The 23,320-nt window shown below is 39.5% G+C and carries 25 protein-coding genes and 1 tRNA gene; 6 read left to right on the top strand and 20 right to left on the bottom strand.

From position 1 onward, the window contains the following. Complete coding sequence (locus ACRD7P_RS01610) at positions 1–1,158, bottom strand: DNA polymerase Y family protein (RefSeq protein ID WP_430905725.1); 1,158 nt, start codon at positions 1,156–1,158, stop codon at positions 1–3. 19 nt (positions 1,159–1,177) lie between these two features. After that, on the bottom strand, positions 1,178–1,507 hold the full coding sequence (locus tag ACRD7P_RS01605) for a hypothetical protein (protein ID WP_430905724.1): 330 nt from the start codon (positions 1,505–1,507) through the stop codon (positions 1,178–1,180). Positions 1,508–1,549: 42 nt separating this feature from the next. On the opposite strand from ACRD7P_RS01605, the gene ACRD7P_RS01600 reads away from it, so the two are divergent. Both ACRD7P_RS01600 and ACRD7P_RS01595 read left to right on the top strand, forming a co-directional pair. Then, positions 1,550–2,932 (top strand): exonuclease domain-containing protein, encoded by a 1,383-nt coding sequence (locus ACRD7P_RS01600; protein ID WP_430905723.1) that lies wholly within the window; start codon positions 1,550–1,552, stop codon positions 2,930–2,932. Between the two features lie 129 nt (positions 2,933–3,061). Further along, positions 3,062–5,119: an ATP-dependent helicase gene (locus tag ACRD7P_RS01595; RefSeq protein ID WP_430905722.1), complete on the top strand. Its 2,058-nt coding sequence runs from the start codon at positions 3,062–3,064 to the stop codon at positions 5,117–5,119. A 105-nt stretch (positions 5,120–5,224) separates the two neighbouring features. Here ACRD7P_RS01595 and ACRD7P_RS01590 read toward each other — a convergent pair whose 3' ends face one another. The 10 genes from ACRD7P_RS01590 to ACRD7P_RS01545 form a co-directional block, all read right to left on the bottom strand. Continuing rightward, complete coding sequence (locus ACRD7P_RS01590) at positions 5,225–5,425, bottom strand: CsbD family protein (protein ID WP_430905721.1); 201 nt, start codon at positions 5,423–5,425, stop codon at positions 5,225–5,227. 117 nt (positions 5,426–5,542) lie between these two features. Then, positions 5,543–6,658 (bottom strand): hypothetical protein, encoded by a 1,116-nt coding sequence (locus tag ACRD7P_RS01585; RefSeq protein WP_430905720.1) that lies wholly within the window; start codon positions 6,656–6,658, stop codon positions 5,543–5,545. A 2-nt stretch (positions 6,659–6,660) separates the two neighbouring features. After that, on the bottom strand, positions 6,661–7,317 hold the full coding sequence (locus ACRD7P_RS01580; protein ID WP_430905719.1) for an ATPase: 657 nt from the start codon (positions 7,315–7,317) through the stop codon (positions 6,661–6,663). Continuing rightward, entirely contained in the window at positions 7,301–7,948 is a 648-nt protein-coding gene (locus ACRD7P_RS01575; protein ID WP_430905718.1) for a hypothetical protein, read from the bottom strand. Before ACRD7P_RS01575 ends, ACRD7P_RS01580 begins: the two co-directional genes overlap by 17 nt. Positions 7,949–7,954: 6 nt before the next feature. Then, positions 7,955–8,236: a helix-turn-helix domain-containing protein gene (locus tag ACRD7P_RS01570; protein ID WP_430905717.1), complete on the bottom strand. Its 282-nt coding sequence runs from the start codon at positions 8,234–8,236 to the stop codon at positions 7,955–7,957. Between the two features lie 271 nt (positions 8,237–8,507). After that, positions 8,508–9,353, bottom strand: coding sequence for an RteC domain-containing protein (locus tag ACRD7P_RS01565; protein WP_430905716.1), 846 nt, complete (start codon positions 9,351–9,353; stop codon positions 8,508–8,510). Positions 9,354–9,576: 223 nt separating this feature from the next. After that, positions 9,577–10,488: a helix-turn-helix domain-containing protein gene (locus ACRD7P_RS01560; protein WP_430905715.1), complete on the bottom strand. Its 912-nt coding sequence runs from the start codon at positions 10,486–10,488 to the stop codon at positions 9,577–9,579. An 11-nt stretch (positions 10,489–10,499) separates the two neighbouring features. Further along, the gene (locus ACRD7P_RS01555) at positions 10,500–10,988 is read right to left on the bottom strand and encodes an asparaginase domain-containing protein (protein WP_430905714.1); all 489 of its coding nucleotides are present in this window, start codon (positions 10,986–10,988) and stop codon (positions 10,500–10,502) included. Positions 10,989–11,192: 204 nt separating this feature from the next. After that, positions 11,193–12,416 (bottom strand): site-specific integrase, encoded by a 1,224-nt coding sequence (locus tag ACRD7P_RS01550; protein WP_430905713.1) that lies wholly within the window; start codon positions 12,414–12,416, stop codon positions 11,193–11,195. A 242-nt stretch (positions 12,417–12,658) separates the two neighbouring features. Beyond that, positions 12,659–12,734 (bottom strand) — tRNA-Lys (locus ACRD7P_RS01545). Between the two features lie 138 nt (positions 12,735–12,872). Here ACRD7P_RS01545 and ACRD7P_RS01540 point away from each other — a divergent pair. Continuing rightward, complete coding sequence (locus ACRD7P_RS01540; protein ID WP_430905712.1) at positions 12,873–13,388, top strand: shikimate kinase; 516 nt, start codon at positions 12,873–12,875, stop codon at positions 13,386–13,388. On the opposite strand, the gene ACRD7P_RS01535 is transcribed toward ACRD7P_RS01540, so the two are convergent. After that, positions 13,380–13,877, bottom strand: a complete 498-nt coding sequence (locus ACRD7P_RS01535; RefSeq protein WP_430905711.1) for a phosphoribosyltransferase family protein — start codon at positions 13,875–13,877, stop codon at positions 13,380–13,382. The two genes, ACRD7P_RS01540 and ACRD7P_RS01535, sit on opposite strands and share 9 nt — an antisense overlap. Before the next feature lie 83 nt (positions 13,878–13,960). Here ACRD7P_RS01535 and ACRD7P_RS01530 point away from each other — a divergent pair, with 83 nt between their 5' ends. Beyond that, a complete protein-coding gene (locus tag ACRD7P_RS01530) occupies positions 13,961–14,869 on the top strand; it encodes a class I SAM-dependent methyltransferase (protein WP_430905710.1) in 909 nt (302 codons plus the stop codon). Between the two features lie 259 nt (positions 14,870–15,128). On the opposite strand, the gene ACRD7P_RS01525 is transcribed toward ACRD7P_RS01530, so the two are convergent. The 4 genes from ACRD7P_RS01525 to ACRD7P_RS01510 form a co-directional block, all read right to left on the bottom strand. After that, entirely contained in the window at positions 15,129–15,770 is a 642-nt protein-coding gene (locus ACRD7P_RS01525) for a 4'-phosphopantetheinyl transferase family protein (protein ID WP_430905709.1), read from the bottom strand. A gap of 4 nt (positions 15,771–15,774) precedes the next feature. Beyond that, the gene (locus ACRD7P_RS01520) at positions 15,775–16,518 is read right to left on the bottom strand and encodes a thioesterase II family protein (protein WP_430905708.1); all 744 of its coding nucleotides are present in this window, start codon (positions 16,516–16,518) and stop codon (positions 15,775–15,777) included. A gap of 110 nt (positions 16,519–16,628) precedes the next feature. Then, positions 16,629–17,030 (bottom strand): RNA-binding S4 domain-containing protein, encoded by a 402-nt coding sequence (locus tag ACRD7P_RS01515; RefSeq protein WP_430905707.1) that lies wholly within the window; start codon positions 17,028–17,030, stop codon positions 16,629–16,631. A gap of 170 nt (positions 17,031–17,200) precedes the next feature. Then, positions 17,201–17,962 carry a hypothetical protein gene (locus ACRD7P_RS01510; RefSeq protein ID WP_430905706.1) on the bottom strand — a complete coding sequence of 254 codons (762 nt, stop codon included), beginning with the start codon at positions 17,960–17,962 and terminating at the stop codon, positions 17,201–17,203. 342 nt (positions 17,963–18,304) lie between these two features. On the opposite strand from ACRD7P_RS01510, the gene ACRD7P_RS01505 reads away from it, so the two are divergent. After that, positions 18,305–19,258 (top strand): FKBP-type peptidyl-prolyl cis-trans isomerase, encoded by a 954-nt coding sequence (locus ACRD7P_RS01505; protein ID WP_430905705.1) that lies wholly within the window; start codon positions 18,305–18,307, stop codon positions 19,256–19,258. Positions 19,259–19,366: 108 nt separating this feature from the next. On the opposite strand, the gene ACRD7P_RS01500 is transcribed toward ACRD7P_RS01505, so the two are convergent. From ACRD7P_RS01500 to ACRD7P_RS01490, 3 genes are all read right to left on the bottom strand, one after another. Further along, positions 19,367–19,990 (bottom strand): porin family protein, encoded by a 624-nt coding sequence (locus ACRD7P_RS01500; RefSeq protein WP_430905704.1) that lies wholly within the window; start codon positions 19,988–19,990, stop codon positions 19,367–19,369. A gap of 49 nt (positions 19,991–20,039) precedes the next feature. After that, entirely contained in the window at positions 20,040–20,993 is a 954-nt protein-coding gene (locus ACRD7P_RS01495; RefSeq protein ID WP_430905703.1) for a transketolase family protein, read from the bottom strand. 63 nt (positions 20,994–21,056) lie between these two features. Then, complete coding sequence (locus ACRD7P_RS01490) at positions 21,057–21,902, bottom strand: transketolase (protein ID WP_430905702.1); 846 nt, start codon at positions 21,900–21,902, stop codon at positions 21,057–21,059. 286 nt (positions 21,903–22,188) lie between these two features. Here ACRD7P_RS01490 and tgt point away from each other — a divergent pair, with 286 nt between their 5' ends. After that, complete coding sequence (gene tgt, locus ACRD7P_RS01485) at positions 22,189–23,319, top strand: tRNA guanosine(34) transglycosylase Tgt (protein ID WP_430905701.1); 1,131 nt, start codon at positions 22,189–22,191, stop codon at positions 23,317–23,319. Position 23,320 lies beyond the last annotated feature (1 nt).

Raw genomic sequence — 23,320 nt, 5'->3', positions numbered from 1 at the left:
TCATTTCGTCCTGAAATTTTGAAAAGCGGAAGAAGTTCCAACAGCATTCATTCCGTACTTGTTTCTTATAGAATCGAGGGCGTTGTAAAGGGATAGTATTTCACCAGTATCCTCAAAGAGATTGATTTGATGCGAACCCGATACGATATCGGAGAAACGAACGCCAACTTTTACTAGGCGCATTCTTCTATGGTATAATTTGGAGAACAGTAGCTGCACTTCTTTTTTTAGAATGTGATCTAGTGAAGTATAGGGTATTCGGGATTGTTTAGTTTCCGTATCAAGGTTATTATATTTTACCTTGACGATGACCTTAGCGGTTACGAGGTTATCCTGTCTTAGCTTAAATGCTAATTGTTCAACCATGGCCATCAGCTGGGTTTTTATGGTTTGTAGGTCAATACAGTCCATCTCGAAGTCGTGTTCCATGTATACCGCTTTCTTTTCAGAATATGGTTTTACGGGTTCCCTATCAATACCGTTAGCATGTTGCCAAATGGTGTTGCCCCGCTTTCCCAACATTTTCTGTAGCACCATGGGTGGCATTTCCGAAACTTTGCCGATTTGGCGTATGCCGATCCTCGATAACAGCTGAAAAGTGGTATCACCGATTTTCGGTAATCTTTGTATCGGCAATGGATTTAAATAATGCTGGACTTTATCTTGCTCCAAAAGTCTTGGCATTCTGGGGGTGGAATCGACGGCGCCTATTTTTGAAACGGTTTTATTGACCGATAACGCCCAGGATGGGTCAAGCCCAGAGTTCTTTGAAATTTGTACCGAAAGTTCTTTAGTCCAATCGTAACAGCCAAAAAAACGGTCCATACCGGTAATGTCCAAAAAGAATGAATGAATCGACGACTTCTCGACTACGGGGGCATGCTCCTTGATTATTTCTGTAAGCTCCTTTGACTTATTGGCGTATGAACCATAATCTCCTTTGAGCACGGTCGCATTTGGGCATAACTTTAATGCATAGCCTGTGGGCATCGATACTCGAACGCCGAATCGGGCAGCTTCTTTGGAGCAGGCAGCAACTGTCCCCCGGTTTGTGCCACCTCCAATAATAAGGGGCATACCTTGCAAGGATGAATTTGCCAAACGCTCACATGCAATGTAATACTCATGCATGTCCATATGTACTATTGCTCTTTCCATTATCTTTTATCCAGAATCTTTAAGATGCCTGTTTGATTGTGTTAGGCTCTATTTGCCCGATTAATTTTTGCTCTGCTTCATAATAGAATCCCTCTTTCAATTCAGCTTCATATTTAGCTATGCGATGCGCTATAGTAGTCTGCGAGCCAAATAGTTCAATACGACACATAACAGTCTTATCCATTGCGTAATACGCCTCCACAATCACTTGCTCATATTGATAATCCGCCAATCTATAATCAAGTAACACTTTGATTTCTTCTTCTAAACATATCAGGTTTGGGTAGTTCATCATCTTAAAAGTATTTTCTAAATATGGAATATATCCAAAATTATGGATTAATTCCATTGGTTATAGTATTTTTACTGAACGAAATAAAATTTTAACGAAATGGACTATGTTGTCGTAGATATTGAAACAGCCGGAAAAGGGATTCGGAACAACCGTATTACGGAGATTTGTATCGTTCGAATGAACGAGGAAAAGATTTTGGATAAGTTCGTTTCGTTGGTAAATCCTCAAGTTCGCATTCCTAATTTTATAACAGGATTAACGGGCATTGATGATGACATGGTACGAACTGCCCCGCTATTCGAGGAGATAGCCGCAAAAATTATTGAGATTACCGAAGATGCGGTTTTTGTGGCACATAATGTCACTTTTGATTATACCGTTCTGCGTTCCGAATTTCGGTATCTGGGGTATAATTTTAATCGTCAAAAACTGTGTACGGTGCGACTTGCCAAAAAACTGATGCCGGGTAAACTATCGTATAGTCTTGGCCGACTGTGCTCAACATTGGGAATTCCACTAGTTAATCGGCATCGCGCTGAAGGCGATACTGATGCCACGGTTATACTCTTTCAACGATTGATGAGCCTTGACGATGGTGGCATTGTTTTCGATTCCTTCCTGAAATCAAGAAAGACCACCTTAGCACCGAATATCGATATGGAAATTATCGGGAATCTTCCACAGCGACCAGGAGTTTATTATTTTAAAAACGCCAAAGGAAAGATAATCTATGTCGGCAAGGCCGTTAGAATCAAAGAACGTGTCCTCAGTCATTTCTATGATAAAAAGAACAAGGAATATGACCTTTGCCAAGCGACCGCAACGGTAGATTTTATTGAAACCGGGAATGAGCTTATAGCTTTATTACTGGAAGCTGACGAGATACAAAATTACTACCCGATGTTCAATGTGGCGCAAAAGAAGTTGCGAGCGCCATACTGCATCATTCACTATGTAAACAGAAAAGGAATCATTCAATTTGCAATCGACAGAAAATCCGCAGCTGACTTGGGAGCGGTAACATATTATAAGCGTGATGAGGCAGTCGCTAAGTTGAAAAAAATCTGTGAGGAATTTGTCCTTTGTCCACGCTTCACAGGATTACAGAGTAGTAAGGAAAGTTGTTCCCATTACAGTATCAAGGATTGCAATAAAGTCTGCGAAGGGAAGGAGTCTGTGGCCATCTATAATATTCGTGCAAAGCAAGCGATATCGGAACTTCATAAGAATCGGGACAACTATGCCATAATTGGCAAGGGCCGCTCAGATAGTGAGCATGGTTTTATTTTGGTTAAAGACAGTCTTTATCAGGGCTATGGTTTTTTCGATAAGGAGGAGGGTATAGACGGTCTTGTAGATTTGGAAACATTTCTTACCGCCAAAAAGAATACCTACCATACTATGCGAATTATCGCTAGCTATTTGAATGCAAATCCGAAATCCATCAAGATTATGGTGCCTGAGGAAATAGTAGCCTAAAAGCACATTATTTAGTTTAACAGGATTAAAATATAATGTGATGCAAATAATCGAAACTGATAGAAGTGAATAATTTTACTGTCGTGCCTAATATCAGATGAACAAATTAAATTTTACCTTAGTTGTACTATGAATATTCCCGATACACTAAATAAAGGTCAAAAGAGAGCTGTCGAATATGACGGACAGCATCTCTTGGTGCTTGCCGGTGCCGGTACGGGAAAAACAAAAACGATTATCGCTAGGGCGGCCTATTTGATAGCATCAGGTGTAAACCCCTCTAAGATTCAGATACTGACCTTCACCAAGAAAGCGGCTAACGAAATCGTTGAACGGGTAAAAGCAACATTGCCCCAGTCCGCCGGAAACTCTTTAAGCGGAGCTACTTTTCATTCTTGGTGCAATCAGTTGATTGTTCGTTTCCCCAATTTATTCGGTGCGGCGGCCTATACGGTAATCGACCCTGACGATCAGTTGAGTATCATGAAAATGGTTTGCGGAAATCAAAATCTTGATTTTGGAAAGTTGAGGATAAAACCACAACAGTTAATCGATATCTATTCCCTGGCCCGAAATACAAAAAAGAACTTAACGGAAAGCCTACGGATCAAACTTTTTAAAAATAAGAAGGATGCGGACACCGACTATGAGATTTCCAGTATAAAGCCAAACGTCGAAAATATACTACGAGCCTATCAAATCAAGAAGGGTGAACAGCGGTACTTAGATTATGATGATTTACTTTTAGTAGTTTCAACACAGTTGCGAACCAATCCCGAAGCTCGGAAAATTCTGGCGCAGCATCTCGACTATTTATTGGTAGACGAAATGCAGGATACCAATCCCTTGCAATGGGAACTACTAGACCCGTTCGTAAATATCTGCAAGTTATTTTGTGTTGGGGATGATGCACAATCGATTTACTCTTTCCGTGGTGCTGATTTTAAAAACGTGCACTTGTTCAAGGAGCGCGTCCCAAATTCAGAAGTATACAAACTTGAAAAAAACTATCGTTCCACCCAGGAGATTCTGGATATATCGAATTGGCTGCTGGAAAAGTCGCCAATTGATTATAATAAAAAATTACAGTCGATTCGAGGAGAAGGCGAGTTACCGCAGCTTGTTAATGTCAGCGATGAATGGCAAGAAGCCAATTGGGTCGCAGATGAAATATTGAAGAACTTCACACATGAGGATAGAACTTTCTCCGACCATCTCGTATTAGCTCGGTCGCAATATTATTCCAAATCGCTACAAGCGGTCTTTATCAGAAGAAAGATTCCATATGTCACCTATGGCGGGCGAAAGTTTATGCAAGCGGCCCATATCAAAGATTTAGTTTCTTTATTACGCATTGTAAACAATCCATACGATGGGATAGCATGGATTCGTTTTTTAACTTTCCAAGAAGGTGTGGGAGAAGTAAGAGCCTCTCGAATTTTACAGCAGGTCATTGATAATGTGGAGAAAGATGATATTCCAAAAATTCTTCAAAATGCAATGCCTGGTGAAGATGGGAGTAAGATCGCGGGATTGTATGAGACCATTGCGGCTCAAAACGATGTAGGTCAAATGGTCGATACGGCGTACGATGCTATGTCTCTTGGGTTGGCATTTCGATATCGAAAAGATTGGAACGAAAAGCGAAAGGGGGACTTTCCCGTATTAAAGCTACTTGCCAAGAGTTATCCTACTCTAGGAGAATTTATTGGCGAAGGTCTTTTAGATAATTCAGAAAATATGAATGGCGTAAATGTGCTTAACGAATCCAAGCTTAAAACAGATGAGAATAAAGACCACGTCATCATATCTACGATTCATTCCGCAAAAGGATTAGAAGCCGAAGTCTGTATCGTTCTCAATGTATCGCCAAAGGCTTTTCCTTCTGCATGGTCGTTAGATAATGTTGATGAAATTGAAGAGGATAGACGTGTTCTTTATGTCGCTCTTACACGAGCGAAGAGTAGGTTGATAATAACGCGAAATACAGCATCGATTTCCGCTGTGCACCAAAGTGCTATTCCTCAGATTAAAAGTGGAAGCGGCGATGATGCAGAGACCTACTTTTTTAATGAACTACCCGATAATTTAGTAAATCAAGTAGTAGTCGAACACAAATTCGGCAAGGTCAAAGATGCAGCAACCCCGAATAAAATTGATTTGTCATCGGGTATGGATTTTAGTTGACACAAGAAACTATTACTTTAAATATAAAATTCACGTAATCGAATGATGCATATAAATAAAAAATCCCGCGGTTAGTAGCGGGATTTCAAAATGATAAATGTCGACCTAATACTTCAAATCGTCGAGAAACTCATTGACACGCTCCTTGCTTTCACCTGTCTTCTTTTGAATGCGACCTACCAACTCATCTTCCTTTCCCTCTTCATAATCGAGGTCATCATCGGTAAGGTCCCCCCATTCTTGTTTAATTTTTCCTTTAGCAATGTTCCAATTTCCTTTAAGCTTATCTTTCCATGGAGCTGACATAATATAAATTTTAAAATTAGATATTAAAGTAAATATTTAATAATTAGACTCTTAACCTGATTGCTATAACTTTTAACTTGATAAGAAAGTGTGAAATTCTAATTTTAATGTACAAACTCAAAGGACAACCCTCCCCCAAACTAACGGATGTTCACTAGCAGAATTATATCGACTCGTGACTTCCTTATAAGTAGACCATTGTGGTTTTTTGTTCGGCCACATCGCCTTACGATTTAGACCACTATCCTGCATTTGTTCAAAGAGTACTGGGGAAAATAATAAATAATCTTTCTGTTTGATATTTACGCCCATTCTGTAAGCACCCAATCTGAAATAGGTAGCATCCTCACCTTCATCAGTAACTACTTCAAAAGAAAAGTGTTTGGTAATATCTTTGGCATCGGTATTTTGAAATAGGGGAGCCAAGGAGTCACAATATGATGGGGTGTTAAATGTGCCTGCAATAATCACATTGGTCTTACCTTGAGCAACAAGGCCTTTATATATTCTGGCAATGTTTTCCACTTGACTTTTTCGAATGGTATCTGCTATTTTTATATCATCCGTTTGTCTGGCTAAGTAAGTTGCCAAAACATATATTTTCTCTGATGTAGGAGTACTGATTTCATACTCGATAAGATTTTGAAAAAGGTCACTATAACCCCCGATTAAATGAGTTTTAATTGTTTGTAGTGTATAACCACCACGTAGCAAAATAGCAATTTCCAATCCCTTCATATCATTGCATTGTATAACTAAAGAGTGGTCATAGGGTTTGCAATCGAACTTTGGCAAAACCTTCTGGTTGAAATCTTCTAAAGATGCTCTGTCCTCAACTTCTTGCAGTAAAAGAATATCCGCATTCACGTTTGCAATCACCCTAGCTTTATTATCGGTCGCACTTGGGGGTATGGGTTTGGTCTGAAGTTCAATCCATCCATTCCAATTGGTCAAATGGCCTGCCCTTGTTTCTGTGGAATGGTGAATGCCTTTTAGATATAGTAATCCTGCTTTTCTTCTTAAAACTGCATAGGGTAGGGGCTTGGTTTTTTCAAAACCTAACAAGAATGATAACTCTCGTATACGTTCTTGCTCTGAAATTGTTTTACCAGACTTTCGCATAAGGGTATCGAGTTCTTGAATCCAATCTGTGATGGATTTACTTTTTGGATTATCAAGAAGGCTTTTATCTCTATGGAATAAATTCTGAATGTTGAAGGTTGCTATTTTCATATCTATTTTCTTTTATCGTTCGTGTTTTTATCAAAGGCGACCAAATTGAATAACTGGCGCATCCGGCTTCGTACTCTATTGCCATACATCTCTTCCAGTTCCTTAGCGCTCAAATTGGTTGTTGCATGTGTTTTAATCTTGGTCTTTAAAAAGAGCTCGTAACGAGATAGAAGCACTTCACCCATTACATTACAATCTTTGCCAAAATGCCTACCGATAGGCTCCACGCCCAAGTCATCAAAGCAAAAGAATTGTCCATCGCCATAATCCTCGATAGTTTTATAACCAATGTGATTAAAACCAAAAACAATGTTACGGGCAGGAATAACCCGATAAGGTCGCTGAATGGGTACGAGATGTTTTAGTAAGCGCATCAAGGTAGTTTTGCCGCATCCTACAGGTCCAGATAGTAAAATTCCTTTGTTTGGGTCAATGTCGTTTTTAGCGCACTTCTCAACGTCCTTTATGAAGTAATTACAGAGTTTGAAGATGATAGCGTGGTCTTCTTCAAAGATTTTGAAATCCTTCCCAAAAAGAAGTTTTCCCTTTGCGTTCAAGTACACGAGCACTTTAGGGAAATCATAGGTGACGGTTTGTCCGTCAAACTTTCCAATGGAATACTGTACTCCGCCTTCAACAATTTCAGAGGGGTTCACCATAGTCTTTTATTTTAGTTGTTCGAAGGTTGTCCTTAAAATGGGACAGCTCTTTTTCGGTTTCTATTTTCTTTGCTTTTAGTACCCAATTAGCCGCGCTTCCCGTCCAATTCACGATTTTTATCTTACCACCTATTTTCCATCCAATGGCTGTATAGTGGTTATGAAATTTCTTTGCTTCTAATACGGGCCAATCTTTATTTTTAAAAAAATCAATTACTTCATTTTCATTTTTTGGTAGCTTAGGTTTACTATTGTTTTCTTTTTGTTTAATACTGTTTGTATTAGATATCGGTACTTGTCCATTCCTTGTTTCATGGTTGGCCTGCGCTTGTCCAGAGCTTGTCCCAAAAATGGGCATCCTTACTTCGCTGCCTTTGTACATATTATGTGAGGGCAGGTATTCAATGTATTTCCAGTTTGTTAAATCGGTTAAACATCTGTGATAGGTGCTTTTTGAGCCTATTTTTGAAAGTTGCATCACCTCTTGTCGGTTGATATAAAATACCTTCGAGAAACGTGTGATATTCCAGAGTTGAAACAATGCCATATACAAGCTTACATGGGTAGGGTTGAGCCTGGAATCGTCCACAATTAATTGAAAGGCAGCATTGAGTTGTTTTATGTAGTTCATACATCCTTAATCTCTTTTATTGTGAATGCGATTGGAAAGCATTACTTTTTGAATCTCATCAGAATCGTAGAAAATGATATTTCCCATTTTTGTATAGGGTAGTGTACCATTGATTCGAAGATTCTGTAATGTGCCTTGACTAATTTGAAGTAACTCCATTATCTCGGCAGATTTTAAGTACTTCTTTAATTTTGCATCTGATTGCTTGGTGAGTAATTTCTTGATATCGTCAAGGAGTTCCAATTTGAAATCCTGGAGGTCATCTGTAGTTATTAAACTTGTCGGCATAATGAATTGCTTTTTAGAAAGGGACCATCAATGGTTACACTTTTTAGATGATAGTCCCTGACCTGATTTGACTTTTGTTCGACAAATTTGATTTGATTTAATGGGCTTTATTCACCAGTACAACAGGACTACGGTGAAAATTTAACATCTTGATAATTGATGTGTTTTGATACTATTTGGTGACAGGGATTGCCCTACTGGACGTTAAAAAGAGACACATTCTAATCAGAAGTGATAAAACAGGAGTTCCACCGTAATACGGTATTTAATGCTAGTTTTCTGAGTCGTCCATAAAGGAAATAAGACCTGTGGAAAGGTTGTCCATAAACTTCGTTCTACTGTTTTTTCGAAATTTGATTTCAGCATATATTTTGTAGAAGTCACCCATGTCAAAGTGAAAGACTCTCTGTAGTGCAATAGCAATTTCTTTAATCTCTGCATTACCATTATTAAGAGCCCCGTTTACATATAGGGCATACACCAGTTCGGTAAGCGCTGCCTTAGTTGAAGTCCATTTTAAATTTGGAATGGAGTCAAAAGCTCTTGTCTGATTACTGTTATAGTCTTGTCTTTTATCAGTTGGTCTGTTCTGAAGATATTTTATAAACCGACGATACGCTTTTACTTTACCTAACAACATATCACGTGAAGTCGTGAAATCAGGATCCTGAAAATAAAACTTAGAAGAAATGATATGATAGGAGTCTAAAAATGTTCTAGTAAAGTATTGTTGGTCGAAATGAGTATGACCTTTTTCTATGTATTGTACGAAATCGATATTGAGATTAAAGAAGCGATTCAGTTTGGTGAGTTTTTTATTGATATACTTTCTCTGCGTATGGGTATTAGCCATGGGAAATTGAAGTTCAAACGAACGTACTTCTGAATAGTAAATTAGGGGAGTGGCAGAAATCTGCTTGATATTCCTAAAGAAATTAATTTCATTTTCTACGGATTTAAAATCTTTTTGAAGAAGCAGACTTTTAAGGCTATGCAATGTTCGGCGACAAAGAATGATAACATCATTGGCGCAATCCATACTATTAGGATTACCAGCTTCAATGTCATTTAGCTCTGACAAGAATTCGTTCGATATTTCTTTAAGGCGCACGAGCATTTAATTGATTTAGTCTTAGAACTATATCTAGAAAATGACCCTTTTAAGAATGCCTATTCATTCCTTACGTCATACTTAAGTAAAATTTGAGTTTTTTTTCATTGGACATAGCTATTAAAATTAATCTATGATGTCTATAAATGCATAAAGGATTGCCCGTATTTTTTACGGAATCAACCGTATTTTTCTACGGAACAAAAGTAAATTAAAGGTGATGCGGCATTTAATCAGGTGAAAATTGTTTCAAAAAAGTAACTCGATTTTTCACATCCATCTTTTTGAAAATATTTGAGGCATGTTTTGACACCGTACTATCTGCAATAAATAAGTCTTTGGCTATTTGCTTATAGTTTTTGTTTTCGAGAATTGACATTGCTATTTCCATTTCTCGCCTTGAAAGACCATTCTTATCAAATTGTGAAGCAATGCTGTCACTCTTGAGATTGCTGTAATAATTAAATACCTCTCGCATTTTTCCTTTATTCTCTAGGAAGTATAAATACCTATCAATTTCCATGAATGTAATGCAGTAAAATGCGGTATTCATAACTGAAAAAGTTAACCACGGATAATCGCCTACAACGGTTAATATTGGCAGCAGACCGATGCAAACGATGCTTATAAGTGAAAATCGATTTCTACGTACTACAAACGGATATGGTTTTTCAGGGTCTGATATTTTTTTAAAGAAAGCCCAACAGATATAGAGGCAAATAGCAGAAACAGGAACAGAAAAATAGATTCTTGATAGTTCTATTGAATCATTGAAGTAATATGGAACTAGGAACAACAATAAGAAGCAAGCAATTACGTAGTACGCAATATTGGAAACCGTTAATCTAAATTTTAAAACAACGATATCATATTCATTGTAAAGGTATTTAACTACATAGACGCACATTGCAATAGCTACACCATATGTTATGATGTATTGTGTGATAAATGGACCAGGAAAATTATCGATTGGAAGTAAACCTCCAGTTAGGTTATAGACAATAAATAAACCCCCTAGAATCATATATCTGTTAAGATTGGTGTGTTCCAATCTTTTTGATTGTATGAATGCTAAAATGATTAAGATTAAATCAATGAGCGTATAAAAGAAGGTTGTCCAATGTAGCGAGGTTCCAAACATAGGCTATTGATTTAATCCGCATTTTTTTCAAATCTGTTTTTATCTATATTTTTTTTGACATTATTCCAAGGAAATAGTTCCCCGTTCATAGCAATATAAACTCCTTTTTCTAAAGTTTGTAAAGCACAAATCGCGTAACCTAAATTGAAACTAGCATCTGAATTTTCTTCGGTACCCAGTATAAATGAACCTACGATAACAATAGTTTTATCAATGTTAAGCTTGCCTAAATAAGAAGCAGTTTCAACCATGCTAATGGTACCATGGGTAATTAGTATTTGTTTCGAGTTAATGGTGTCTATTTTTTCCTTCAGTAACGCTCTATCTTCGGTTGTGATAAAACGACTATCTTTTGAAAAAGCTTGGACAACTTCGAATTCGAACGAAACGTTTACATTTTGTAAGAGACTTTTGATGGAAACAGTTGCGCCTGTATTTTCAGACTCATTCTTGTATTCGAGTCCTTCAATAGTTCCACCTGTAGTAATTATGTGAATCATAGAAATAGGCTTTGCGTGAACAAAAGTTCAAACTTTAATAATCCCATTACCAAAAAATATCTTGTTTGTTTTTCGGGGTTTAAAAAGTATTCTGTATGGTTTAAGATACGTAATTATAATTAAAAACTTACAAATTGTGAATTTGGTATTGTACGTGTTTACAATATCAAAATACCTATTCTGTTACTTCGTCGGATGTTTAAACTAGGCTAACTTTTTTTTGAGAACCATCATATCTGCACTTAATTTTCTCTCGATTACTCTAGCGTATATCTGAGTTGTTGCTAATTTAGTGTGTCCTAATAGTTTTGAAACAGTTTCAATGGGTACACCGTTAGTGAGTGTTACCGTGGTAGCAAACGTATGTCTGGCCATATGAAAGGTTAAGTTCTTTTCTATGTCGCAGAGGTCTGCCACTTCTTTTAGGTAACTGTTAAGTTTTTGGTTGGAAATAGATGGCAATAATTTACCATTGAAATGTGTACGATGATGATTCTGGTATTTGTGAATCAATTTTTCAGCTACCGGTAGAATTGGAATTTTGAATGGGGTGCCCGTTTTATTTCTATTTGCCATTAACCATAGGTTTCCGTCAATACCGGTAACAATGCTGTGTTTGTTCAAATCCATGATATCACCATAGCATATTCCAGTATAGCAACCGAATACGAAAAGGTCTTTAACTACCGCTAATCTCTCAATAGAAGTTGAAAACTGTTCTATGCGCTCAAGTTCTTTCTCGGTAAGAAATTCACGTTCTTTCTTTTCTAATTTGGGTTTGAATTTAACAAATGGGTCGCGTTCTAACCATTCCATGTGATAGGCCAAAGTAACCATTCTTCTGAGTCTTTGAATATGTTTCATCACGGCATTATTGCCAATACTACCTTGATAATGTCTTGGCTGATATGAACGTAGAAAGCTCTCAAAGCCTAGTACGAATTCATAGTCCAAATCTTGGAGATACATATCTTCTTTATTATACTCAGCTTTAATATATTCTAAAATATATTTTTGGCTTGTTTTGTAGTGACAAAGGGTTTTTCGAGCCAGTTTGCTTCCCATTTTATCATTATGATACTTAAAAACATCTCTTAATGATTGGTTTTTTTTATCATCTCCAAAAAATCGTGCTTTTATAAGTTGTGGTGTTATCACTTTTGACTCAGCCTTTAAATCGCTATAAGCACTTACTAGTTCTGATTTAACTTCATCTAAATAATAATTGATGGCTCTAGATTTTTCACTATTACCTCTTGCCCTTTGACGTTTTGAATCCCAAGAGTCGACATTGATTTTTCGCTTTACGCTGAAATTGAGTTTTTGACCATTTAGAGTAATTCGAGCATAAATGTTAGAAGAATTGTTTCCGTCTGCTCGACTGCCGTAAATCCAAAAAAGAATTGAAAATGTTAGTTTTGCACGCATAGTTGTTGTCTTAATTGTTAAACAATAATTGAGACAAAAGTCAAATCAACTAGGCAAGTATTTTGTTGTTCTTAGAGGTCAATTTATAAAACTGTTGACACTTATGTTGACGAATTGAATAAATGTTGACGATTTGTGAACATTTAGAATCATATTAAATCAATTTAAATGACTTCCCTAAAAACAAAAAACCTTGCAAATCATAAGATTAGCAAGGTTTTGGTCTCGGATGATGTTCCGATTGGTGACCTGGCTGGGGCTCGAACCCAGGACCCTCTCCTTAAAAGGGAGATGCTCTACCAACTGAGCTACCAAGTCAAAATTTAAGCACCAAGTTTTTGCCCTTGGCGGGTGCAAATATAAGGTCAATAATTTATTTTACAAGTCGATTTTACCAGAAATTTATCTTTTCTTTGAATTCGGAAAAAAATGAATTGACGTTTTAAAACAAAGTCTTTGAAAATCATATTGTTAGGGTACATGGGTAGTGGTAAGTCTACCGTAGGAAAAGTGGTCGCTCAGCTTTCCGCAACCAGGTTTATTGATTTGGACGACTATATCGGTACACGGGAGGGCATGTCCGTTCCGGAAATTTTCTCCAACAAAGGAGAACTTTATTTTCGAAAAAAGGAATTGGAATACTTAAAAGAGGTACTTGCAATGGATGGGAATGTTGTGTTGGCCACCGGTGGAGGTACACCCTGTTATGGCAACAATGTTGTGGCGATGTTGTCCGCTACCAAAAATGTGTTTTACTTAAAACACGGGTTGCCGCAATTGGTCGAACGGTTGAAAACGGAGAAAGAACAACGCCCCTTGATCAAAAACGTTCCCGATGCGGAACTGATGGAATTTATAGGGAAACATTTGTTCGAACGAAGCTTTTTTTATAATCAGGCCCCACATAAAATAGCATGCAAGGCCAAAACTCCAGAACATTTGGCTCAGGAAATCCTAGAAAAATCAGTCTAGAAAAACACTGTCGTTTCGGGCCTGAAACGCCACATGTACATGCTCCTGTAAAGAGGTGGAAAGCGAAATACCTTTAAAATCGGCCTTTACCGGATACTTTTTATGGTTTCGATTCACCAGCACAGCGGTTTTCAACTGTTTTAAAGGGGTTTTTAGAAAATGATGGACCCCATAGATCAAAGTTGTTCCGGAATTTAAAACATCGTCCACCAGAACAATGGATTTATGTTCGTAATCCGAACTCGCAATGGAGGTAGTAACTCCGCTACCAAGCGGATTGGTTTTGTCCATGCTTACCTTACACAATAAAATTTCCGCATCGGTAATCCTGCGCAAAACCCGTTGCAGCTTTTTGGCCAGTTTTAATCCGCCCCCATCGATACCCGCAATCACGATTTCGGTTTCCGTTACATTCGCCTCATAAATTTGATAGGCAATGCGCTGTACGGTATGCTGTATTTGTTGGTGCGATAATATGTTATTTTTCATGGAACAGGACCTTTGCTTTTTCAAAGATAAAGAAGAAGGGGCTTACTTGTAACCGATACCTAATTTACACTGTTATTCCTCTAATGAAAACAATACATAATTTTTTAGGACTGTCGCTATATTATTTTTTTAAACCGTTTTTGGTACTGATCGAGCACTATAAAAATGCGCGCTACCATCCAGGTTATAATTCTTCTTCCGTAGTTTCCGTACCGGAATTAAAGAAAAGACAGGATGATATTTGGACCGAAAAGAATGTAAATGATATACAGGGTATCGATTTCAATCATTCCCACCAATTGGGGCTGGCCAAACAATTTGCGGAACATTATAAGGAAATGCCCTACCCTGAAAAAGCGTTATCGGATTTCAGGTACCATTTGAACAACCTTTGGTATCCGTACACGGATGGAATCGTCCTATATGCCATGATACGACAGTCCAGGCCAAAGAGGATTATAGAAGTCGGGTCTGGATATTCTTCCGCAGTAATGCTGGATACCAACGAATATTTTATGGACCACAAAATGCAGCTTATGTTTATTGAACCCAATCCAAGAAGGTTGTTTTCGATATATAAGAAGGAAGATTATGGGCAGTGCGAAATTTTGGAGTCCACCATTCAACAAGTCCCTTTGGAAACGTTTAAAAAGTTGAAAAAGGGGGATGTCTTTTTTGTGGATAGTAGCCACGTAGGAAAAACGGGAAGCGATGTATTGCATATTTTGTTTGAAATACTCCCCGTGCTGAAATCTGGTGTCATCATTCATTTTCACGATGTTTTTTATCCGTTCGAATATCCGAAACAATGGGTTTTTGCAGGTAGGAATTGGAATGAGGATTACTTTCTAAGAAGTTTCTTAATACATAACCAGCACTATGAAATCCTTTTCTTTTCGCATTATCTTCATACAGTATCCCCGGAGGCATTTGAAGAAATGCCCTTGGCGTATAAGCAATTGGGAAGTAATCTATGGATCGAAAAAAAGTAGTTCCATTTAGAACGCCCATGTTTTAGCTACCGTGGAATTTTTCTTTGGTTTGGTTCCGTTTCTTTTGGACAAGTAAAAAAAATGAACGGAAGGCCAAATGAAATGATAAACAGCCGATTTATGGTGTTCATTTTATAATAAGGCCGTTTTTTACGTCGAACTCACGTTATTTATACACTTGCAATCCAAATCAAATGGACAATGAAGGAGTTAGAATAGCTTATTTTAAAAGTAAATTGGTATTAATGATATGTCGGTATTAAAACACCATTTCTAGCAACTGGATTTTAGGAAAGTGTTGTTCTAGCACATAACTACAGGCATACCCTTCCCATTCAAAACTATGGATACGCCATTTTTTTTGTTCCAATACTATTTCGGGTTTTTGGGTGTCGATAGCGGTGAAGGGAATCCCCATTCCTTTTCCATTTGCTTTGACCACCGCCTCTTTACGGGTCCAGTAGTAAAAAAAACGATGCATGCCCCCAGTAGTAATATCCTTTAATTCTCCTTCGGTAAAAAGATTTGGAAAATCTTCTAGTTTGTTGGCCTGTATTTTTTCCACGTCAATGCCAACAGGGGTAGTGCCGAATAGGGACGTTACCGTATGACCACTATGTGAAATGTTGAAGTGCAGGGGACTGTTTAAAAGGAACGGTTTTTTATGGAAACCTTTCGAAAACGTATCGAAGTCCAATAAGGTTCCGGTGCCAAGATAATGGCCTGCATACAATAATAGCTTACCGACCAAGCAATTCGCTTGATCCACTTTTCTGCGGTACCTGAAAACCTCTTTTTGTAGCGTTTCCGGCAAGAGCGTACGGTAGTTGGCCAACAGCACGGAAAGGTCGGTATCTTTTAAATTCGACCATAGCATTAAAGGAAGATCGAGGGTGGCCAACGGCTTAGGTGGGGCAATGAAATTTTTGAATAAAAGTTTGGGCAATGGTTGCTCCATGGTCGTATATGAAAAAATGATTTCCAGGAAGTACGCTTACCGTTACGGGCGCAACGGTTTCTGCTTCCCAAGTTTTTTTTATGAAGTCGTGATCGATTCCACCGTTCTGATGCCCGTCCGAATGGTCTTCGTTTAGTTTTTGCAACTCTTCATCCCCATAAAGTACGGTAATCGGGAGGTTTATTTTGGGGTTTTCTTCAAAAACATAGTCTTCTACAATTTGGAAATCCGCTTTAAGGATCGGTTCGTAAAAACGTTTCAGGTCTTCATTTTCCAATACCTGTTCCGGTAGGCCCCCAAGCGTGGCAATTTCTTGATAAAATAAATCTTTTTGAAGATGTGAAATTTTATGCCTTCTTTTTAAATGGGGCAGTGGCCTTCCCGATGCCACTAAGGCCGTCGGTTTTTTTAGCCCCATTTGATCGATACGTTGACATACAAGTAAACCTAGCAGTCCGCCTAAACTATGGCCGTAAATAATGTATTCCTCATGGGTGATGTGCTTTTTTAGCTGTACCATGGCGTCTTTTAATAGTTCATCCATGGTAACGAGCAGTGGTTCCCTGATTCGTATGCCCCGTCCGGGGTATTCCAAAACCACTAATGACATCCCTTGAGGACCAAGAAAATTACTTAAAAAATTAAAAGAATAGGTATTGCCGCCGGCAAAAGGAAATGCAATGATTTTCACTGTGCTATTTATTTAGGTCAAGTTACGGTTTTATGGTCTAAATGTACTTGATGTAGATCAAAAAAGGTATCCGTTTTATGGAAGTCGGCAACAAAGGAATCTTTACCCTGCTATTCCTCTTCGGAAGTATCGGTAAAAAAATCGTCATGGGCATCGGTATAGCCCTCGATTTCCCGTCGGTCCTTTTTGGTGGGCCTTCCCGTACCTTTCTTACGATAATAGTCTTTGGAGTATTGCAACAGGTCCTTTTGGGCAAAGGCTTCCTTGGGCGTGGTATCCTTGCGGTAAATGTCCACCAATTTGGCACCGACCCGGCTAGGAGGGATATCCAATACGGTAAGCTGGTAGTTGATCTGGTTTTTTCGAACGATAAGTTTATCCATCGGATATACTTCCCTGGAGGGTTTTACCGCTTGTTCGTTTACTTTGATATGCCCCTTTTTACAAGCGATGGTGGCCTGGTTCCGGGTCTTAAAATAACGGGTGCTCCATAAGTATTTGTCGATGCGCATTGAAAATAAGTGTTTTACTGACTTGACACCATTATTGAGAAAATTAACAGGTCCAATAAATCAGATCAATCTCGGGATTGTGAAGATATGCGATTTTTGTTTCACAAAACAAAAAAGCGAGAATCTAAAAAAGATTCTCGCTTAAAGGTTTTTTAAAAAGAAAGATTAAACTAGTTAGAGAGTTTGATTGAGCTAATTCTATTATCCCATCGACCTCTGTAACGAACACTTTTTAATCGGCTATATTCGCTAATACGGCTACCATACCTTGCGTCTCTTACAATTGAACGTCCTCTATAATTTGCATCTTCATAAAAACGGGCAAATACATTTCTAACGCTTACAGAACTGATTTGATCGTTTGGTGCGTTACTGCTTGGACAGCCATATACAGCTCCCTGAGATACAGTTCTCCAATTAGTAGATAAAGCTAAATTTTTAAGGCGGTCTTCATTACTTCCAGCCGCAAAGGTACAGTATTGATAGTATCCACCGGTGTTGGTGGCAATGTTTCCCAAACTGTTTACAGCCCATGGTATTGGGGAGTTTAAATAGGAGTCACGATGGATTGCTAGGTTTTGCCATGAGTAGAGACTGCTCCTGTCGACATTTGATTTTTTTGATAAAGGTCTACCGGATTCAAATAAAAATTTCTCTAATTTTTCCTCTGTGGCAAACAACATGATATTATGTTCATCAACATCATGAAATATCAAATTCTCATTATTCTCTATGATGTTATCGATTGCTTTTGAATCAATACTTTCAACAGTTTCTAATTCTTGATTTTGGTTTTTGATAAACTCAATTTTATAATTTTTGCCATCAAATGAATAGTTAATTGTTTCGGTTATAATGTTGTCGCTTGATTCTTGATCATTATTACACGAAAATAGTAAGACAGATGTAAGTAAAATAAAAATTTTTTTCATGGTGAGAAGATTTAATTATTATAATATTTTTCGCTAAAATATAGTTTTTAATTGTAGGGTAAATGAAAATTTTAATATTAAAATGTTAACCTTGTTCGTAGTTTAATTTGAAAAAAAATGCTATGCCGAATAGTAATCTTTACTGATTTTATGAAGTAGTTGGAAAGAAATAATAATACTGAAGAAATACCATCTGTTACAATAGAAAAAACAGTGCGTTCTAGAACTTTTAGGGTGCTATGTTTTTTAGAAAACCTTTCAATTTGTTTACAAATTCTTTGTTAAGACTAACTTTAAAGGATATTGAAAATTGTATCTTGCTCCACTTAAATACTTAGGGATATGATACGTAGTTGCATTATACTGGGCTTAGGAATGGTGATAGGGCTTTCGTCCTGTAATAACGATGATGATGCACCCTTGGGCGATGTTGATCCACCAAGACCTTTAAGCGAGGTTGCTGCGGAAAACGATGCAGAGATTCAAGCATATTTTAGTACACATTTTTACAACTACGAAGAGTTTGAAAATCCACCTGAAGATTTTGATTATCGAATAGTGATAGACACCATAGCAGGTGAAAATCAGGATAAAAGACCCATTTCGGAAAGTGGTGATTTATTGTCTTCCGTTGATATTAACGTTTCATCAACCGCTTTTCTCGGACTGGATGAAGAAAATGATGTTCCACACAGACTGTATTATTTATCGGTCAGGGAAGGACAGGGCGAGAACCCTTCAATTGCAGACTCTGTCTATGTCGATTATGAAGGATTTCTTTTGAACAATGAGGTTTTCGATGCCAATTTAACTTGGTTCGATTTACAGGGAACCGGTACGGCATCTAATGCTGGTTCGTTTGTTCGCGGGTTTGAGGAAGGCCTTACTTTATTTAAAGACGGAACGGAACTGATTTTAAATGATGACGGAACTTTTGAAGTGAATGATTCCGGGATAGGCGTACTATTTATGCCCTCAGGTTTAGGTTACTTCAATAGTAGCAGCCAGGTAGGTGAAAGTTTTGCCCCGTTGGCCTTCAAAATAAACTTGGTAGAAACAAATATAGCCGACCATGATGGAGATGGAATTCCAAGCCTACGGGAAGATTTGGACAATGATTTGGATTTATTTAATGATGACACAGATGGGGATGGAATACCCAATTATTTAGACGTAGACGATGACAATGACGAGAGATTAACTGAAGATGAAATTGTGGTCAATGACGATGGTACCATTACATTTGAAGATTCCGACAACGATAATATCCCCGACCACTTGGACCCGGATAATTAAGCCTCCTCTGCGGGTATTGAAATAAAAAACACCATTGTTGTAGACAACAATGGTGTTTTTTTATGTTCTTGTTTGTACCATTTCAAAGTTAAAATGGTATCGGTATCCCTACAATTTCAAGGAAACCGCTAAAATCACTTGGGAAGGTCTGGAATCTACTCGACCGTTAATTTCGGGGGTAATGTTGTCGCTTACAAAATTGGCCTCGTTTTGGGAAAATCCCCTTTCATAGCGCACATCGAACCCGAGTTTGCCCAAATTAACCCCTGCTCCAAGGTGCAGGCCTACGGTAAAGTCGTTTTCCGCTTCGTTGATGCTAAAGTTTTCCAAATCGTTCTCCAATAGGTATTGAAAGGCCGGTCCGGCAAACACATGCAAGGGTCCTACGACTTTAACGCCCAAAAGCACGGGAAGGTCCAGTTTAGAAATGTCATACGTATTGGTAGCGCCGTTCAGCTCGTAGCTGCTAGCTGTTTTGGTATAGATCAACTCCGGTCTAAGGTAGATTTTGGCCAGTTTACGTTTGTAGAACACCCCGATCTGATACCCGACCTTGCCGTCCGAACCTTGAATGATGTCTTCCGCGGCATCGCCGACACCGGCAATAAGGTCACCGTTCTGGTTGTAGTTGAACCCTGCTTTTATCCCAAAGCCCGAACCGGCTTGGGACATGGCGGCAAATCCTGTCAACAGGGTAACCGCGAATACTAGTACTCGTTTTTGTAGTTTCATAATGTGCTCGTTTTTTAATACGTTCATGGCATCAAAAACGATACCATTATCATTTTCTTCTCAGTACCCTATGAACGGCCTCCGATATCGCTTTATTGTTCAGGCCGTATTTCTCCATGAGCTGCGCCGGCGTACCACTTTCACCAAAGGTATCCTGTGTCGCTACGAACTCTTGGGGCGCCGGGTGGTGCAGGGCAAGCACTCTGGCAATACTCTCACCAAGTCCGCCCAAATAATTATGCTCTTCCGCGCTCACCACACAGCCTGTCTTTTTAACAGACTTTAACACAGCTTCGTCGTCCAAGGGCTTTATCGTATGGATGTTGACTACCTCTGCAGAAATGCCTTCTTTTTCGAGATTTTCGGCGGAAATAAGCGCCTCCCATACCAAATGGCCGGTCGCAATGATCGTTACATCGGTGCCTTCGTTTAAAAGCACTGCCTTTCCAATTTCAAATTTTTGATCGACGGGCGTGAAATTTGCCACTTTCGGCCTTCCAAAACGAAGATATACCGGACCTTCGTGTTCCGCAATGGCAATAGTAGCGGCTTTGGTCTGGTTGTAGTCACAGGGATTGATGACCGTCATCCCCGGCAACATTTTCATTAGTCCAATATCCTCTAGAATTTGGTGGGTCGCACCATCCTCTCCCAAGGTAATTCCTGCGTGGGAAGCACATATTTTCACATTCTTGTCCGAATAGGCGATGGATTGTCGTATTTGATCATAGACCCTTCCCGTGGAAAAATTGGCAAAAGTTCCCGTAAATGGAATTTTGCCACCAATGGTCAAACCGGCCGCAATGCCCATCATATTGGCCTCTGCGATGCCTACCTGGAAAAAACGTTCCGGGTTTTCATCGATAAACGTTTGTATTTTTAAGGACCCCACCAAATCTGCACAGAGTGCGACAACATTAGGGTTGGTTCTTCCCAATTCGGTCATTCCGGCCCCGTACCCGCTTCGAGTATCGTTTTTGCCTTGGTCTACGTATTTTGTCATAAGTTTCATTTTATTTCCATTCCCAAAGAAGTCGGGAATCGAACCTGTGGTAATCCAAATCTTTTAATAATCCCCTAAAGTTTCCGCGTTTTGTGCCAAACCGGTGGCCAATTGCTCATCGTTGGGCGCCTTTCCATGCCATGCGTGGGTATGCATCATAAAATCTACCCCGTTCCCCATTACCGTGTGCAATAACACGCACACCGGCTTACCTTTGCCCGTTCGGCTTTTGGCTTCCTGCATGCCGTTGACTACGGCCTCCAGGTCATTTCCTTTTTCAATTTCTAGAACGTCCCAACCAAAGGCTTCGAACTTTGCCCTTAAGTTGCCCATAGGGAGCACATCGTCCGTGGCACCATCGATTTGTTGACCGTTAAAATCTATGGTCGAAATCAGGTTGTCCACGTTGTTCCCGGCGGCATACATAATGGCCTCCCAATTTTGGCCCTCTTGCAACTCACCATCTCCATGTAGGCTATACACCAATCGCTCGTCCTTGTTCAATTTTTTGGCCAGTGCGGCACCGATCGCTACCGACATTCCTTGGCCCAAAGAGCCAGAGGCGATGCGGATGCCCGGAAGTCCCTCATGGGTGGTCGGGTGGCCCTGAAGTCTGGAATCGATCAGTCTGAACGTATTGAGCTCCTCAACGGGAAAGTACCCTTTGCGGGCCAAAACACTATAGTAAACCGGGGATATGTGGCCGTTGGAAAGGAAAAACAGATCCTCTCCGGCACCATCCATATCGAACCCCTCGTTCAGGTGCATAATTTCGTGGTACAGGGCTACAAAGAATTCAGTGCAGCCTAGGGAACCTCCGGGGTGTCCGGAGTTCACCTTGTGTACCATTCGTAAAATATCGCGGCGTGTTTGTTCAACTACCGCTTCCAACGCTTCAAGTGTGGCCATAATTTTTTTGTTTTCGATGCCCAAAAGTAACGCAATCTTTTCGCAGGACAAGCGGTAGTTATGATAATTTATTAACGGGAGGCGGAAGGTTTTGGGAAGAAAAACTACATCGATTTCGCCCCAGAACTTTAAAATAGGGAAATCATGCCCGCTAGCGCCCAATGCCGCTCCCATAGCTTCGGAAGTATTCCGGTTTCATATATAACAAAGTACCCGCAGAACTTTATTTTTTTGTTAAGCATCTTCTCGATTGGAGTTGATTATATTTGCGCTCATAACAGAAGATTTGAAATTTACCCTACACCAAACCGATTCGCAGAGCAAGGCACGTGCGGGAAGCATGGTCACCGACCACGGCACCGTTCAGACCCCCATATTCATGCCGGTGGGAACCGTAGCCTCGGTCAAAGGCGTACACCAAAGGGAATTGAAGGAGGAAATTGATCCCGATATCATTTTGGGAAATACCTACCACCTGTTCCTAAGGCCTAAGACCGATATTCTAAAAAAGGCGGGCGGACTGCACAAATTTATGGGTTGGGACCGAAACATTCTCACCGATAGTGGGGGCTACCAGGTATACTCCCTATCCGCCAACAGAAAGATCAAGGAAGAGGGCGTAAAGTTCAAATCCCATATCGACGGGTCCCTGCATCTGTTTACACCCGAAAATGTGATGGAGATCCAACGGGTGATCGGCGCCGATATTATTATGGCGTTCGATGAATGTACACCATATCCCTGCGAATACAACTACGCCAAAAGGTCCATGCACATGACCCATAGGTGGTTGGAACGCTGCATTACACATTTGAAGAAAACCCCTTTCGAGTACGATTACGAACAGACTTTTTTTCCTATCGTTCAAGGATCGACCTATAAGGACCTTAGAAAACAATCGGCGGAGTACATTGCCGGGGTAGGGGCCGAGGGAAATGCCATCGGTGGACTATCGGTAGGGGAACCGGCAGAAGAAATGTATGCGATGACCGATGTGGTCTGTGAAATATTACCCGAGGACAAGCCCCGTTATCTGATGGGAGTAGGTACACCGATCAATATTTTGGAGAATATTGCCCTTGGGGTCGACATGTTCGATTGCGTGATGCCGACACGTAATGCACGGAATGGAATGCTCTTTACCGCTCATGGAACCATCAATATCAAAAATAAAAAGTGGGAGGACGATTTTTCTGCCATAGACGACATGGGCATTACCTTTGTCGATACCGAGTATTCCAAGGCCTATTTACGACACCTGTTCGTTGCCAAGGAATATTTGGGAAAACAGATTGCCACCATTCACAACCTCGGTTTTTACCTTTGGTTGGTGCGTGAGGCGCGAAAACATATTCTGGCAGGAGATTTTACCGTGTGGAAGAACATGATGGTCAAACAAATGGATAAACGACTATAGC

The organism is Maribacter sp. 2-571 (genome assembly GCF_050589625.1).
Lineage (GTDB): Bacteria > Bacteroidota > Bacteroidia > Flavobacteriales > Flavobacteriaceae > Pelagihabitans.
This window is presented reverse-complemented; position numbering and strand designations above follow the sequence as displayed.

Bases quoted from the DNA above. Each gene is read 5' to 3' on its own strand.
- ACRD7P_RS01610 (WP_430905725.1), bottom strand. From the start codon at position 1,158: ATGGAAAGAGCAATAGTACATATGGACATGCATGAGTATTACATTGCA.
- ACRD7P_RS01605 (WP_430905724.1), bottom strand. From the start codon at position 1,507: ATGGAATTAATCCATAATTTTGGATATATTCCATATTTAGAAAATACT.
- ACRD7P_RS01600 (WP_430905723.1), top strand. From the start codon at position 1,550: ATGGACTATGTTGTCGTAGATATTGAAACAGCCGGAAAAGGGATTCGG.
- ACRD7P_RS01595 (WP_430905722.1), top strand. From the start codon at position 3,062: ATGAATATTCCCGATACACTAAATAAAGGTCAAAAGAGAGCTGTCGAA.
- ACRD7P_RS01590 (WP_430905721.1), bottom strand. From the start codon at position 5,425: ATGTCAGCTCCATGGAAAGATAAGCTTAAAGGAAATTGGAACATTGCT.
- ACRD7P_RS01585 (WP_430905720.1), bottom strand. From the start codon at position 6,658: ATGAAAATAGCAACCTTCAACATTCAGAATTTATTCCATAGAGATAAA.
- ACRD7P_RS01580 (WP_430905719.1), bottom strand. From the start codon at position 7,317: ATGGTGAACCCCTCTGAAATTGTTGAAGGCGGAGTACAGTATTCCATT.
- ACRD7P_RS01575 (WP_430905718.1), bottom strand. From the start codon at position 7,948: ATGAACTACATAAAACAACTCAATGCTGCCTTTCAATTAATTGTGGAC.
- ACRD7P_RS01570 (WP_430905717.1), bottom strand. From the start codon at position 8,236: ATGCCGACAAGTTTAATAACTACAGATGACCTCCAGGATTTCAAATTG.
- ACRD7P_RS01565 (WP_430905716.1), bottom strand. From the start codon at position 9,353: ATGCTCGTGCGCCTTAAAGAAATATCGAACGAATTCTTGTCAGAGCTA.
- ACRD7P_RS01560 (WP_430905715.1), bottom strand. From the start codon at position 10,488: ATGTTTGGAACCTCGCTACATTGGACAACCTTCTTTTATACGCTCATT.
- ACRD7P_RS01555 (WP_430905714.1), bottom strand. From the start codon at position 10,988: ATGATTCACATAATTACTACAGGTGGAACTATTGAAGGACTCGAATAC.
- ACRD7P_RS01550 (WP_430905713.1), bottom strand. From the start codon at position 12,416: ATGCGTGCAAAACTAACATTTTCAATTCTTTTTTGGATTTACGGCAGT.
- ACRD7P_RS01535 (WP_430905711.1), bottom strand. From the start codon at position 13,877: ATGAAAAATAACATATTATCGCACCAACAAATACAGCATACCGTACAG.
- ACRD7P_RS01530 (WP_430905710.1), top strand. From the start codon at position 13,961: ATGAAAACAATACATAATTTTTTAGGACTGTCGCTATATTATTTTTTT.
- ACRD7P_RS01515 (WP_430905707.1), bottom strand. From the start codon at position 17,030: ATGCGCATCGACAAATACTTATGGAGCACCCGTTATTTTAAGACCCGG.
- ACRD7P_RS01510 (WP_430905706.1), bottom strand. From the start codon at position 17,962: ATGAAAAAAATTTTTATTTTACTTACATCTGTCTTACTATTTTCGTGT.
- ACRD7P_RS01505 (WP_430905705.1), top strand. From the start codon at position 18,305: ATGATACGTAGTTGCATTATACTGGGCTTAGGAATGGTGATAGGGCTT.
- ACRD7P_RS01500 (WP_430905704.1), bottom strand. From the start codon at position 19,990: ATGAAACTACAAAAACGAGTACTAGTATTCGCGGTTACCCTGTTGACA.
- ACRD7P_RS01495 (WP_430905703.1), bottom strand. From the start codon at position 20,993: ATGACAAAATACGTAGACCAAGGCAAAAACGATACTCGAAGCGGGTAC.
- ACRD7P_RS01490 (WP_430905702.1), bottom strand. From the start codon at position 21,902: ATGGCCACACTTGAAGCGTTGGAAGCGGTAGTTGAACAAACACGCCGC.